Here is a 14,201-nt window from a genome sequence, read left to right on the forward strand (position 1 = left end):
GTGCGCATCTTCGAGGCCTTGGCCGATGCGGGCGGTCCACCCGCGCAGGTGCTCATCGACAGTTCCGCCGTCTCCGCCCACCGCTCGGCCAGCGGGGGAAAAGGGGGGAGGTCGCGCAGGGCATCGGGCGCTCGCGCGGGGGGCGCACGACCAGGATACACGCACTCGCGGACCGCTGGTGCCGCCCCGTCCGGCTGATGCTCACGGGCGGCAACGTGGCCGACTGCATCGCCGCCGAGACGCTGTTGCAACGCCTCCCGCCCGACGCGCTCGTGGTGACCGGGGACAAGGGCTACGACAGCACCGCCGTGCGCGACCAGGTGAAGGCTCTCGGGGCTTGCAAGGCCGTCCTTCAGCTGATCATGGAGGCCGATGTCGACGGCCTGAAGGGGGGGCTTCGGCTCACGCGATCGGTCGCTCCCGCGGGGGCCTGACGACGAAGGTTCACGCTGCCGTCGATGCCCTCGGCCTACCCGTCCACCTCGTCGTCACGCCAGGGCAGTGGGGTGACGGCCCGCAGGCGCGAAGCCTGCTCGAAGGGCTGGCTGCAAAGGGACGCATCGCCCATGTCATTGCGGACGCCGCCTACGATGCCGACCACCTGCGCGGCTTCGTCGCCGACAGCCTCGGCGCCCAGGCGCAGATCAAGCCCAACCCGTCGCGTGCCGACAAGCCCAGTACCGACTGGACGCTCTACAAGGAGCGCAACCTCGTCGAGCGCTTCTTCAACCGCCTCAAGCGCTACCGGCGCATCGCCCTGCGCTGCGAGAAGACCCTCTCCAGCTTCACAGCCTTCCTCCACATCGCATGTGCCTTGGAATGGATGCGGTAAATGAAGACGACGCCTAAGCCGCGGGTCGGCTACCCGTCCAGCAGGGTGTATCTTGGGTGATCGCGCCGGAGCGACCTTCTCACGCAACCTCCCGCCAGAAAGCCGCGGTCAGCAGGACGTAGACGGTCAACATCTCGAGGCGGCCGACATACATGCCGAAGCACAGCAGAAGCTTTGCCCCGTCAGGCAGCGTCGCGAAGTTGCCCGCCGGTCCGATGGTATTTCCGACTCCCGGCCCGACATTGGCGACGGCAGTCAATGCCCCGCTGACCGAGGTTTCGAAGTCCAGCCCATAGAGGCCCAGACCCACTGCCAGAAGACCGACGGTCATGAAGTAGAGGAAGAAAAACGTCGACACGCCACTGGTCACGTCACGTTCGACTGGCCTGCCTTCGTAGCGCGCCTTCATGATCGCAGACGGCGACTGGATCGTCCCGATCTGAATGCGGATCATTCGGAACAGGATGATCCAGCGCATGATCTTGGCACCGCCTGAGGTCGAGCCCGTGCATCCACCGACAGCCGTCAGCGCGAAGAACACGACCACGGCAACGGGTCCCCACGTCGTGTAGTCCGTGGTCGCGTACCCGGTGGTCGTGACGACCGAAACGACGTTGAAGGCGACGAGCCGCAGGGTCTCCATCACCGGCGTCTGCGCCGTCGCAACGCGCCACAAGGTCAGAAGTGCGATTGTCAAAGCGAAGAAGATAAGGATGCCCCGCACCTGTTCGCTGCGGAAGACGCGCCGATTGAGTCCCTTGATGTACCATGCGAAGGGCAACGATCCGGCGATCATGAAGAGTGTCCCCGACCATTGCAGGAACGCGCTCTCGAAATGTCCGAATGACGCGTCAGACGTGGAATAGCCCCCCGTCGAGACGGTTGTGAGCGCATGCGCGACGGCCTCAAAGGGGCTCATGCCGCCAGTGGCGTAGACAAGGGCGCAGAGACCCGTCAGCGAAAGGTAGATCCAGACTGTGGCGCCGGCGAACCGCGCCGCACTTGCCATCTCCTTCTCCCCGCGCTCGGAGCTTTCGGTCCGGAAGAGCTGCATGCCGCCTACCCGCAGGATCGGCAGGAATGCGATTCCGGTCACGATGAACCCGACGCCGCCCAGCCATTGCAGGACCGCGCGCCAGAGCAGGATGCCGGGCGCTGTCGTATCAAGGCCGGTCATCACGGTAGAGCCGGTCGTGGTGATCCCCGACATAGCCTCGAAGAACGCGTCAGAGGGCGAAAGCTGCCAAAGCCACAGTGGCAGTGCACCTGCGGTGGCGCCCGTGATCCAGATGGTGCCGGTCAACAGGAACGTATGCAGCCTGCGAAAATCCGAGACCCGGTGAGAGACCGCAAGCGAAACCAGCCCCCCGATCAGCCCGGCGAAGAATGCAGAGAGCAAGAATACTTCGCGTGTCGTCGGGAACAGGGCCCCGATCCCCGCCATGAGCGCCGCCATCCCGACCAGCAGGATACCGTTGGAGAAGATCACGAAGTTCAAGGCATTGGCCGCCAACGGTTTTCGGCGGTGGTGTACGAGGACTGTAGTGACAAAGCAAATCTCATGTAGCCTCGGTCGGGCCGACTCTGAGCCCGGGTGCCCGAAAGGTCTAGTATTCCAGTTCTGAAGCTTCCTACCCATTGCCGCGGCACCTATCGAAGGCGTTCAGGACGCGGCGCTCTGGGGTGAGGATGTTTCTGCCGACTCGGGCAAGGTGAAGGGCCTCGGACGGACGTCTTGCTCGAGCAGATGGTCATAGATGGCGGCCTCCAAACCATCGACCGTGGAATAGCTGTCCCGACGGATGCCTTCGATTTGATCTCCGCGGAGAGGAACTCGACCAGGTTCAGCCAAGAGGCGCTGGTGAGCGCGAAGTGCAGCTCGAAGCGCGGATGAGCGTCGACGCGCGAGTCGTTCGTCGTCGCTGACGAGCACCCACGCCGGGCATCACAGCTCTAAGGAGCCACATCGTCGGAACCGGATTTCAAGGCCTCACGCCAAGAAGCCGAACTACCAAGCCGCCACAGGAACGGAGAGCAGCAGGACGACGTGGCTCCGATCGGACCCGCCCTGACCGCTACTCCTGCGTCTTGAGTTTAGCACAGATCGGTTTCAGCAGCATAGCGATCTCGGCATCGGGCCGGGCATTGCCTTCCCGCACCAGCACGAAGAGCTTGTCAGCGTCAACGACCGTGGCGGATTCCGGATTGATCCGCATCCGGTTCTCGCCCGACCCGCGATAGGCGATCGGAACGCCTATGTTGGCCGAAATGAGCGTGGATGCCAGCTCCCCCCAGGTGCAGCCGGAGACCGCTACGTCATAGCGCCAGACCTCGTCACCACGACTGGTAAACATGTCCTCAAGAATTGCTTCGGCCCCGGGTGCCGCAAGTGCGCGCACGATCATCTCCGGATAGCCGCGCATCGGCCGGACTATCACGTCGGCGCCGAAGCGCTTGAAACGGGGCCGGTTTGCATCATCGACGCATTCCGCCAGAATGCGGCCCTTGGCGCCGATCGTGCGCAGCCGGTCTACGATGTCGAGCGTGCGCCCGTCTGTGGAGGGATCGACATCGTCAGCGGCGAGAACCACGATCACGTCCGCCTCGGCGGCATTGGCTGCCCGCAGCGAACCATCCTCCCAAGCCTCGCCGGAAAAATGGATGACGCTCATTTCTCCAAGTTCGTCCGGCAAGCCATCGGGGAAATCCGAGGAGACGATTTGAACCGGCACCTGGCGAAACCGATGACTGGCGCGGAACTCCCTGACTAGCCGCGCAAGATAAGCGGGTGCCTGACGGCTTGGCGGGTTCAGCAGAAGAATGTGTCCGTCCATGTTCCATCTCCATCTGCCTTCACGCATGCGTTCACGGCGCTCCATGCGATGTTCGAAGAAGGTGGCAGCGCTCTGAAAGGCGATCCAGATGCCGCCGAGAAAGACCAACACGATCGTCGATATCCGGCCAGGCACGCTTTCCGCGGAATAGTCGCCGTAGCCGACTGTCGTCATCGTCGTCAGCGTCAACCACAGCCCTTGAAAGGGCGTCAGCTTTTCAAAGATGACCATCGCGGCGATGTGTAGCGCCGCGAGCAAGAGCACGACGAGCAACAGTTTCCGCAGCGACCGGCGCGGCGTCCATGGCGTCCGGTAACGCCGTCGGCGCAGCCTGCGCAACAGTGAGGTGAACTGTAGGATCAATGCGTTGCGCGTTCAGTACGACATTTTTAACCGGTCTCATCTGTATCGGTGCCAGCGGAAGCATAGCGCCAGTCTTGATCAGAATAAACCGGATCAGCGGTTCATGAAAGCGGCGTCGATATGAGCTATGAGACGGTTCGATTCTGGTGGCACAGGTTCTGCAAATCTTCGCCGCCGAAATCTGAAAGCGCCGGATCGAGGGCGTGCGGCCCCCCCACTGGCGATTGCACTTTGACGAGGTGTCCGTGAAGATCAACGGTGAGACGCATCACATCTGGCGGGCCATGCTCCGCCCGGCGAGGGTCCACGAGATTCCTGCGTCGGATGACAGGCCACCGGCATCATCTGGCATGCGAACCGACATCTCGACCCAATGAAAACAACGCTCTAAGGGGTGGAGATGGGGTGGATGCCGCTCTCCCCTGACGGCATCGCAATGTGCCAAGCTCGCGGTGTCGAAACCCAAGCTGAAGGAGAGGGCATCCATGGAAGAGGTTACCATCATCGGCGTCGATCTCGCAAAGAACGTGTTCCAGGTGCACGGCGCTACGGCGGACGGGACGGTCCTGTTCCGAAAGAAGCTGACCCGGCCGCAGTTCGCCCGGTTCATGGCTGAGCAGCTGCCGTGTCGGGTTGCGATTGAGGCCTGCGCCAGTGCGCATCACTGGGCCCGGGAGATGTCGCGGCATGGGCATGAGGTCCGACTGATCGCGCCGCACTACGTCAAGCCGTTCCTCAAGCGGCAGAAGAACGACGCGGCCGATGCCGAGGCCATCGTCGAGGCGGCGCTGCGGCCGACCATGCGGTTTGTCGAACCGAAGACCGCCGACCAGCAGGCACGTGCGGTCGCGTTCCGGACGCGGGAACAGCTCGTGAAGCAGCGCACCGAGGCCGTGAACGCGCTGCGCTCGCATCTCTACGAGTTCGGCCATGTCGCGCCAGAGGGGATCGGCTATGTCCCACGCCTCGCGAAGGTCGTCGACGATCCTGACACGGGTATTCCCGACCTCGCCCGGGAGGTCTGCCGCATGTTACTCGACCAGATCGCCCACCTCACTGACCGCATCGACGCCTTGAAAGCTCGGATCGCGGCGCTGTCGAACGAAGCGGACCTGCCGCGCCAACTGCAGACGATGCCGGGCGTCGGGCCGATCACCGCACTCGCGGTCGAGACATTCGCGCCGCCGATGGAGCAGTTCCGGCGCGGGCGGGACTTCGCGGCCTGGCTCGGCCTCGTCCCCAAGCAGCATTCCACCGGCGGCAAGCAAAGGCTGGGGAAGACTTCGAAGATGGGGCAACGGGATATCCGGCGGCTGCTTGTGATCGGGGCGACCGCCGTGATCCATTGGGCCTCGCGGCGAGGGGCGCCGAAGGGATCCTGGCTGGCCCGGATGCTCGAGCGCAAACCGATCCCGGTCGTGGCGGTCGCACTGGCGAACAAGATGGCGCGCGGCATCTGGGCGATGCTGACGCGTGGCGAAAGCTATCGTGGTCCGGTGCTGATCGGCGCCTGATCGGGCGCCGGGCAGACATCGGGACCACCGAGTTGTGAGGAAGGCATGATCCAAATGGGCAAATGATCCAAACGATCCGGGTCGGGCAAACCAGTAACGTTCTCCGAGTCTCGAACTCGCTGTTGGAGATTTGGCCCCGGTCCGCGCATCACCATCCCGGCCAGCGGCGCCATGTCAGCCGTACTGAACAGGCCTGACAAAAGAACGCACTCGATCACATGTCCCGAAGATCAGAAATTCCTTGCAAACCGAGCGGCATCCACAAAAGAACGTTGGATATCAGGCCCCTCCCCTCCGCCACTTTTGGCGTTTAGTAGTTTGTTTTTTATCGACATTCTCATACTCCATTTGTTCAGGGTACAGTTTAGGGTACACGTTCGCCCAAGCCCGCGATCTGGTATGCCGCTCGTCTGTGACGTGCGGGCCTCTTCTGGGGCCAGCTTGAGGTTCCGGTGCATCTGAGTCTCCTGCTTCTGCTCCAAGCATAACTGACAAGGAAGGCCGGCCTCCAGGCTCCGCTGTCCCTCCTGTTTCAGTGGATGCGCTGTCGGGATGCGGCATCGGCGTATGGAATCCCCTCAAGCAGGTCGGCGATCTGCGTCTGCGACAGGTCGCGCTCCTTCAGGAGGGCCTCGGAGACGCGCTCGATGTCGCTTTCGGCGTCGCGGACAAGCTCCAGAGCTCGCGCATCGGCTTCCGCGACCAGATCCACAGCCGCGGCGCGATCCGGCTCGTCGAGATCGGATGTCCGGCGCCAGAAGGGCGGAGCCTCGACGTCGACGAGCCGCCATTCTCCGACCATTCGGCCTGCGAGGAGACGTGCTCGTGCGAGGTCGCTGCCGGGACCATCCCCGCTTCCCGACGAGATGTCCCCGATGATCCTGGCCTCCGCGGCACGACCGGCGAGCAGGACCGTCAACTCCGCGCGGGCGGTCACGGCGGTGAAGACCAGACTGGCCGGTCCCTCCACGCCGCCCCCCGTCGCGCCGATCCACGCCCGTCGGTGAGGCGGTCTTCCGAGGACATGCGCCGCGACGAGATGTCCGGCTTCGTGCACGGCCATGCGGTGAAGGTCCGCGAGGCCGCAGGAAGCCCCGCTCAGCAGGGACCGCACCGCGGTGAGGACGTCTTCCGCGGTAACGGTCCGGTCCGACCGCCTGCCGTCCTGACGCGACCGCTCCCTCGCGAGCGCGATCGCTTCGCGCGCGGCATGGGCCGCATCCGCGCCCGAGCGCCCGACGAGGTCCCGGACCGCCCTCTCCCAGTCCGGCCTGCCCTCGACAGCCGGCTCCGCAGCATGCCCGACATGCTGGAGCAGGATCCGGGACAGCGCCTCGCGGTCGGGGAGCCGCAGTTCGACGTGGTGATCGCAGCGTCCTGCCCGGATGAGCGCCGGATCGATCCGCCCAGGATGATTGCTTGCGAGCACCACGACAACACCCGGCGTCTCGGCCAACACGCTCAACCTCAAGATGTAGGCGTTGGTGACGGCTCTGCGGTACTGCATGCCGTGGCTGTCGGCCCCGTCGCCGCGGTCCGCGAGATCGTCCGCCTCATCGACGAGGACGACACACGGGGCGGTCTCTGCCGCCTTCGCCACGCGCGCATCCATCTCCGCGAGCGTCAGGCCAAGATGACCGGCGGCCTGCACCACCGAATAACTCATGTCGATGAGAGGCCCGCCCACCTCACGCGCAAGCGCCGCCGCCACCGACGTCTTGCCGACGCCGGGCGGGCCGTGGAGCAGGAAAGAGGCGCCGACGTCGGCCCACGACAGGACCCCGGCACGCCAGTCGGCGATGTCGGCGACGACGCGGTCGAAGGGCGTCCGTGCCGGACCGAGACCGTGCAGATCCCTCAGACGGGGCGCCATGGCAGGCGCGTCCCGCTCACCCTTGCCGACTCCGCTGGAGGGATCTTCGAGGGCAGCGCGCAGACGCGCCATGACGGCGGCGGCGTCCGCTCCGACCCACGCATGGACCAGTTGGACCGTATCGAGACAGGAACAGTCCGCATCCGCGGACAAGACCCCGTCCCCGCCGTCGCGGAGCCGGTCGGGAACGGGGGCACCGGCGACATCGAGCATGTCGAGGATATCGGCCACGACCAGCGGCGGCAGAACGAGCTCGGCCGCCGTGACTGAGCGGAGGCTCGCGGGTAGGGAGGCCCCGGGCGGGCAGTGGAGGCAGAGGATGGCTCCGCGGGAGAGGGCATGTTCGATGGCCGTGCGGGTTGCGGCATGGAGCGTCTCGGGATCGCCACGTGCGGTGTCGAGCGCGACAAGGACGCCGGGGCGAGCCTCCTGGATGCCGAGGGCGTCCACGAGCGCGGGACAGACATCGCGCTCATAGGCGCGCGCGAGGTCAACCGGATCCTCGTCCGACCGCAGAACGAGGGTCGCGCCGGGCAGGATCGCGTCCGCGCAGTCGAGGCCGGCAAGGGCGCGCGAGATGCGGGCGATGAGCGCGAGCGTGATGACCGAGTGCTCCGCGTGGGGCGCAATCGGCGATGCCGGATCCGGTACGGCTTCGACCTCCCGCTCTCGCCGCCGAGAGACGTAATGCGCGAGAGCCCGGCGGCGGAAGTCATGCGGAAGGCCGATGGGTGCGGGAGAAGTGGCGGAGATTGCGATCATGGCATCCTCGGATCGAACAGGAGCAAGAGGGGGTGGCTTTGGAACCGGCTCATCGAGGTGAGCGCTGCGGCACGGGCTATCGGTCAGGATCGGGACGGGGATCGGCCGGTGCATGAAGGGGATCGAGGCCGATCCCGGACAAGGCATGCCCGACGCTGATCAGCGGGCGACGTCGCAGTTCGTCGACGAGGCTTGGCCGGATCACGACGCGGGACGGGTCCGGCGCGCGGAAGAGCGCGGCATGCTCCGGCAGGACCACGCAGGCGAGGATGCTGAATGCCGCATGGCCGTATCTCCGGCGGCCTTTTGGAGAGCCCCGGTAGCCACAGCTGACGTTCCAGACGTAAAGACCCTGCGCGTTCGCGCGCGTCGTGGTCTTGATCTGGATCGTCACCGCGGTGTCCCTGATCAGGGCGAGACGATCCCAGGCCAGTCCATCCGGCGCAGGCATGACGGAAATGCCCCGCGCGAGCAGGATGCTGTCGACGACCGCGGCCCCCGCCATCCCGATCGCCGATGCGTGATGGGACAGCGCCTCAGACGGGACGTCCGGATAGGACGCGAGCGCAGTCAGCGGATCGGGGTCGACGACCCGGTCGCGATCGCGGACCGCTTCGGAGGCGATTTCGGGGAAAAGGAGAAGTTGATTGGGGAATGTTGCAGTCCTCGAAGCGGGGCGTGGCTGAATCCGGAGCGCCGCCGGTCACCGCGGCCGTCGCCGGCTTCCTCCGAAGCGCGCGACGGCCGGACCGGCCGTATGCGGGCACGTCCGCGCGTGTCAGGAGGGGATCGTGATCCCGAGACAGTCGTCGTCGCTGCGCTCGTCGAGCAGGAGGTCGCGGCACGGCCGATCCACGCGACGGGCCGGGGTTTCCGGCTCGAACCGCCCCGGATCGAGGTCTTCATTCTGCCAGACCGCCGCAAGATCGGTCAGAATCGAGGAGGCGCGGCGGAGAGAGAGACTGACCGTCCGATCGGCCTCCACGGCCCTGTCGAAGGCGACCGTCCGGAATGTCCTGACGATGAACGCCACGTCGGCCGCCCGTTCAGCGTGGAGCAGCCGGAGGATCACATCGGCAGCCGCGCGGTATGCATCAGGATCGGCAGCCACGCAGCAGCGCTCCACCGCCGCGACGGCGGCCTCGAACGCGGCGTCGGCCGCAGATGATCCGTCGGCATAGGCCGGATCGCCATCCGGAATGCCCTGGGCCGCGGCGTCGGCGAACAGCAGGCGCTCGAGCTCTTGGACAGCCGCCCCGAAGAAGGGGCATGGGCATGAGGAATGAGGGGATGGGCCCCGGGCGGGGCGAATGATAGGAATGACGTCAGTCACTGTCGATCCTCCTGAGATCGGCTGGGATGAGAGACGGGCGAGAGCAGCCACTCTTGCTCGTCTCGCTGAATGTATATATATATGTATTCCCGAAACGTCAACCAGGAATTCATATCATGCCGCCAAGGGGCCGCCCGAAAACAAGAAACATGACTTTCATGATGTCGGTGAGCGAGGATCTGGCAGATCGGCTCGACGCCGTAGGCGATCGCCTCGAGGGCCGGCCCACCCGCCAGGAAGTCATCCGGAGGATCATCGAGAAGCATATCCGCGAGTGGGAAGAGGCAGATACTTCCCGCGAAGACCGATAGCGGCTGACCGCCCTTGCCGCGAAAGGCCTACTGTTAAAGCAATCAAACCAGATCGAGCTTGACAGCGGCAAGACAACAAGGTCCTCTTCCGGCCCTAAGCAGATCTTGGTGCGGTGCGGTATCGCCGCGATGCGGCGCCGCAGAGGCTCCTAATCAATTACCCAAAAATGCTCTACCGATTTTGAGCTGCGACTCTTCGGCGTTCCGCCCTGTTTCCGGTACACGGAGCGTCTGGATCGGGGTGCTGCCCACCGCCGCCCCACTCGTCCGTCGCCAGCCAGTGTTCGAAGTAGACCAGCCATAAGAAGGACCATGGCACGATCGTCTGGTCTAGGCGCTGCGTGCGATCCCATTCTTCGGTGCCTGGCAGGTACAGGCAGAGCCGATCCGGATTGTGATAAAGGTGCGGGGGCGCCCGTCCGTCACTCAACTCGCGGAGATCATGGCTCTCGACCGTGACTGACGGCGTCGTCTCCGACGTATAGTGGAGTCGCAGCCGGTAGGTCCGCGAGAGCGGGTCCGGACAGGCGTCGAACTTCCACATCAGTTCGGTCGCCGTCAGTCGGCCGTCTGCTCCGACGAGGAGAGGGCTCGCCCGCAAGAAGAGGTGTTGCTGCGGGAGGGTCAGAACTTTGCGTTCCCCCGCCGTCCACATTTCAGTCGCCGCAGAAGGTGTTGGACCTGACTGGCGTGGATGCAGGGGCCGGGGTCGTGATGAGTCCCGCCGACGAGGTGAGCCAGAGCTGTCCAGACTTCCGGGCCTCGCTCAGCCTGTCCTGGTGACGGCTCATCACGCGAACCCCAGCCTGACCGAATCCCGCCTCCATGCGAGTGCGGATCCGATCTAGCCCGGAGGTGTCTCGGAATGCCTCCAGGTCTTCCAGAGCCTTTGCGTGCCAGCCGAAGAACGCCTGCGCCCGTTCGGGCTCGCGGTTCCATCTGTCTGCGAAGTTCTCGCCCTGCGTCGTCTCATTCCAGACCGCGTAGGCCGAGCAGCCGTCGATCAACGGGCGCTCGATGAACCGAGGCATCGCTCGAACCGTGGCGATCAGCACGTCGAGCTCATCCTCGTAGGCCTCCCGCAGAACGACGGCTTCGTAGGCTCTCATCGCGAGTGTCGTGATGATGATCGAGATCGGAGCAACATCCTCGCGGACGTCCAGGAAGTGCACGTCGCGATGGCGCTTGAGGATCTGCACGATGCGGTTCAGCACGCTCGCGAGCGTGAGCGTAGCCGGGAACGGCTCGGCATCGGCCCGGTTCTGCGATTCAGCGAAGCGCTTGATGATCCGAGGGGTCAGCGCTGCCCGTCTTTCGAAGAGCTTGCGATATCCCCGTGGGTTCGTCGGATGCCACGACCAGAGAGCCTTGTCCGGGACGAGTTCTCCGCCGTTTGCGCAGAGGATGTTCGGGATCGTCGGCGACAGGTCGAGGTGGAACTCGCCCGCGTAGTTGAGGCGCCAGCAGCGCTTCTTCTCCTGAAGCATCTGCGCGTAGCGGCCATGCTCGCGGAGCCGCCGCCCGACCGCCGCCTTGACCGCCGCAGGGTCCGTGCGTTGGTTCACGCCAAGCAGCAAGCAGATCAGGTCGATGTCGAACTCCGTCCGCCCGATGGGCTTGATGGTCGTGCCCAGACCGCCGCTGCCATGCAGGTAGACCAGTGTAGACGCCAGCAGCGGGTCGTCGGAGCCGGCGATCCACGTCGCCACAGCCTCGTAGGCGGAGCGGGCACGTTCGAACTGCTCCTTCGTCGGCGCAAGGTCCTCGCAGATCTCGACGAGAAGGCGATAGAGTTCCGCACGCCGGAGACGGTCTTGCGGAGTGAGTGGGCGGAACGAGGCGTTCATGCTGCGTGGTCCTTTGCGGCTGAGATGGGATGGTACGGCTCGAAAGGGTCAGCTGGGGCCCCGAAAAATACGGGCTCGAGGATCGGCTGCGCATAGCGGGCGGCCGAGACGCCGAGACCCTTTAGGCGGTCGATCTTGGTAGTATCGTCGAGACTGAAGAAGTCTGCCGGCACGGGCGTGGCGTAGCGATGGATCGTATCCCCCTGATGGGGGTGCCCGGTGAGCAGCTTCGCCATGCCCACGGCGCCTCTGGACTGGCCATCCATCAGGAGCCGCGTCAGCCCGCTAATCCCGAGATCTTTGAAGCCGGCCGCATCGTCGAAGAGGTAGACCTCCTCGCCACAGCCGAGGCTCAGAATGCGCAGGTCCTCGCCTCGCCAACCTAGACGCGTCGTCGCTTCCACCGCCGCTACGCCGATCGGATTGTTCGCCCAGACGCCCCCGTCGAGGAGGCCGGTCGCATCGACCGTGCGATGCCGCGCGAAGTAGGTCGGCGCGGCCGCGGTCGCCATGGCCGCGTCGAGCGCCGGCTTGCGGTAGTCCGTCTTCAGCCTTGGATGGTGCGCCGTCTTGTAGATGTAGACGCTGCGGCGATCCGCGTCCCAAGCCGGGATCACGAGGCGTGTCCGAGCATCACCGAGTAGGCGATCACCGAGGACGCCGTACAGTTCGGTCCGGAGCACCTCCGCATCGTGCTTCGGGCGGAAGAATTGGCGACCGAACGTCCGTGCCTTCTCGCGCAGCCATCTCTGGACGGTGCCGAGTTCTGGTCCTTCCCGGAAGATGATTGGACCCCGGGTCTCATAGAGGTTGAGGAGTTCGGAAGCGCGCAGGCCCATCGCGAGCCCAATGGCGAGGATGCCTCCTGTCGACGTCCCGGCGATCAGATCGAAATACGATCCGATGGGCTCGTCGAGGTCGTCCTCGAGCGCAGCGAGGAATGCCGCCGGCTCGACGCCGCGAATGCCGCCGCCATCTATGCTCAGGATCCGTCGGACCCCTGCCCCGACCTCTTCGTCCATTTGATGTCGCACTGCCTCGACCTTGCCCGGTTTACGGAACACTTTCTTCACCGATCAATTGTAAACTTAGGCGGTCGGACTATCTGCCGCAAGGTCTCCGGTTTACAAAACTGTAGGTCGTGCGCATGAATGTAACCCGTAGGGAGAGACGATCATGATCGGACGACGTTTGAAGTCCGCGCGCACGGCTGCCGGTCTGTCGCTGCGTGCCCTTGCGGACGCGATGGATCGCAAGGTCTCCGCGCAGGCCATCGGCAAGTACGAGCGCGATGAAGACATGCCGCGTTCCTCCGTGCTCTCCGCGCTCGCACAGGCGCTTGATGTCGAAATCGACTATCTGCTCGGAGACGGTGACCTGCAGCTCGAAGGGGTCGAGTTCCGCAAACCAGCTTCGACCTCGCGCAAGGAGGCCGCTGCGATCGAGGCCCGGACGCTCGCCTTCGTGGAGCGCTATCTCCTCGTCGAGGAAATGCTGTGCCTGCCCACGTCGCACTGGGCGCCGCCGCGCTCCGCCGCGTTCGCAATCACGTCCGTCGAACAAGCGGATGCCGCAGCGGATGCGCTGCGCGACGAGTGGGATCTCGGTGGCGATCCTGTGCCGAAGCTTGCAGAGCTCCTCGAAGAGCACGGCATCAAGATCGTGTCGGTCGACTCCCCTCGCGTCGACGGGCTCGCGGCAAGGGTCGAGCGTGATGGGCATCCGCCCGTGCCCATCATCATGATCGCCAAGGGTGCTTGGTCTGAGCGCAAGCGGTTCAGCCTCGCGCACGAACTGGCGCATCTGGTCCTGGACGTGGCCGACGGCGTCGATGTGGAGAAGGTCGCGAACCGTTTCGCCGGCGCCTTCCTCGTGCCGGGCGAGGTGCTGCGCCAGGAGATTGGCCAGCGGCGCAAGGAGATCAGCTTGGGCGAGCTTCGTGTGCTGAAGCGTCGCTACGGTGTCAGTCTCCAGGCGCTTACGTACCGTTGCAAGGATCTCGGGATTATCAATCAGACGCTCTACCGCGATCTCTTCGATCTTTACGACCGCTACGGCTGGCGGGCGGAGCCCTATGAGGAACCGGAGGCCTTCGATCCCGAACGCGAAGAGCCGATGCGCTTCCGTCGCCTGTGTTTCCGCGCGCTTTCCGAGGGGCTTATCGGTGAGCCCCGCGCGGCCGAACTGCTTGGAATGACCGTCCGCGGGCTGGAGGAGGAGCTCGACGCCGTGGCATAACGGCCCGATGCCGATCCTCGTCTCCGACACCTCCGTACTCATCGACATCGAGCGCGCCGGTCTGACGACGCGCATCTTCGCGTTGCCGCATGACTTCGTGGTGCCCGATCTTCTCTACGACCGAGAGCTGGCCCCTCATGTGAACCGCGCCGGGTCTGCCGGAGGCTCCAACCCCTGAGTAGGATGGAGCATCATGAGCAAGACCACGAACAAGTTTTCCCCTGAGGTGCGCGAGCGCGCCGTGCGGCTGGTTCTCGAGACCGAGGGTCAGCATGCCTCGCGCTGGCAGGCGGT

At 64.9% G+C, this 14,201-nt stretch carries 12 protein-coding genes and 2 pseudogenes; 6 read left to right on the forward strand and 8 right to left on the reverse strand.

Features of this window, described 5'->3' with window-relative positions:
* Together DR046_RS21875 and DR046_RS21880 are read left to right on the forward strand one after the other, a co-directional pair.
* Positions 1-338, forward strand: a pseudogene (locus tag DR046_RS21875) (transposase); the annotation flags it as partial.
* Between the two features lie 53 nt (positions 339-391).
* Positions 392-832 (forward strand): annotated as a pseudogene (locus tag DR046_RS21880) (IS5 family transposase); the annotation flags it as partial.
* Positions 833-911: 79 nt separating this feature from the next.
* On the opposite strand, the gene DR046_RS21885 reads toward DR046_RS21880, so the two are convergent.
* A complete protein-coding gene (locus tag DR046_RS21885; RefSeq protein WP_306418068.1) occupies positions 912-2,321 on the reverse strand; it encodes a TrkH family potassium uptake protein in 1,410 nt (469 codons plus the stop codon).
* Between the two features lie 586 nt (positions 2,322-2,907).
* Positions 2,908-3,930 (reverse strand): ion channel, encoded by a 1,023-nt coding sequence (locus DR046_RS21890; RefSeq protein WP_245191056.1) that lies wholly within the window; start codon positions 3,928-3,930, stop codon positions 2,908-2,910.
* Positions 3,931-4,514: 584 nt separating this feature from the next.
* Here DR046_RS21890 and DR046_RS21895 point away from each other — a divergent pair.
* Complete coding sequence (locus DR046_RS21895) at positions 4,515-5,543, forward strand: IS110 family RNA-guided transposase (protein ID WP_115384489.1); 1,029 nt, start codon at positions 4,515-4,517, stop codon at positions 5,541-5,543.
* A gap of 532 nt (positions 5,544-6,075) precedes the next feature.
* Here the strand turns inward: DR046_RS21895 and DR046_RS21900 are convergent.
* The 3 genes from DR046_RS21900 to DR046_RS21910 form a co-directional block, all read right to left on the reverse strand.
* Positions 6,076-8,178 carry an AAA family ATPase gene (locus DR046_RS21900; protein ID WP_167767237.1) on the reverse strand — a complete coding sequence of 701 codons (2,103 nt, stop codon included), beginning with the start codon at positions 8,176-8,178 and terminating at the stop codon, positions 6,076-6,078.
* Between the two features lie 76 nt (positions 8,179-8,254).
* Complete coding sequence (locus DR046_RS21905; protein ID WP_115384491.1) at positions 8,255-8,683, reverse strand: hypothetical protein; 429 nt, start codon at positions 8,681-8,683, stop codon at positions 8,255-8,257.
* 273 nt (positions 8,684-8,956) lie between these two features.
* Complete coding sequence (locus DR046_RS21910) at positions 8,957-9,511, reverse strand: hypothetical protein (protein WP_115384492.1); 555 nt, start codon at positions 9,509-9,511, stop codon at positions 8,957-8,959.
* A 149-nt stretch (positions 9,512-9,660) separates the two neighbouring features.
* On the opposite strand from DR046_RS21910, the gene DR046_RS23840 reads away from it, so the two are divergent.
* Positions 9,661-9,822 (forward strand): hypothetical protein, encoded by a 162-nt coding sequence (locus tag DR046_RS23840; protein ID WP_167767238.1) that lies wholly within the window; start codon positions 9,661-9,663, stop codon positions 9,820-9,822.
* Between the two features lie 172 nt (positions 9,823-9,994).
* Here DR046_RS23840 and DR046_RS25070 read toward each other — a convergent pair whose 3' ends face one another.
* Genes DR046_RS25070 through DR046_RS21925 form a run of 3 tightly spaced genes read right to left on the reverse strand, consistent with a single transcriptional unit; the run spans position 9,995 to position 12,742 of the window.
* On the reverse strand, positions 9,995-10,477 hold the full coding sequence (locus DR046_RS25070) for a type II CBASS E2 protein (RefSeq protein WP_115384493.1): 483 nt from the start codon (positions 10,475-10,477) through the stop codon (positions 9,995-9,997).
* 1 nt (position 10,478) lies between these two features.
* On the reverse strand, positions 10,479-11,669 hold the full coding sequence (locus DR046_RS21920; protein ID WP_115384494.1) for a nucleotidyltransferase domain-containing protein: 1,191 nt from the start codon (positions 11,667-11,669) through the stop codon (positions 10,479-10,481).
* Positions 11,666-12,742 (reverse strand): CBASS cGAMP-activated phospholipase, encoded by a 1,077-nt coding sequence (locus DR046_RS21925; protein WP_245191055.1) that lies wholly within the window; start codon positions 12,740-12,742, stop codon positions 11,666-11,668. Before DR046_RS21925 ends, DR046_RS21920 begins: the two co-directional genes overlap by 4 nt.
* A 103-nt stretch (positions 12,743-12,845) precedes the next feature.
* Between DR046_RS21925 and DR046_RS21930 the strand changes: the two genes are divergently transcribed.
* Complete coding sequence (locus tag DR046_RS21930; RefSeq protein WP_115384496.1) at positions 12,846-13,907, forward strand: helix-turn-helix domain-containing protein; 1,062 nt, start codon at positions 12,846-12,848, stop codon at positions 13,905-13,907.
* A gap of 7 nt (positions 13,908-13,914) precedes the next feature.
* Positions 13,915-14,085 (forward strand): PIN domain-containing protein, encoded by a 171-nt coding sequence (locus tag DR046_RS23845; protein ID WP_209313642.1) that lies wholly within the window; start codon positions 13,915-13,917, stop codon positions 14,083-14,085.
* Positions 14,086-14,201: the final 116 nt, after the last annotated feature.

Origin of the sequence: Jannaschia formosa, from assembly GCF_003340555.1 — a bacterium.
Lineage (GTDB): Bacteria > Pseudomonadota > Alphaproteobacteria > Rhodobacterales > Rhodobacteraceae > Jannaschia > Jannaschia formosa.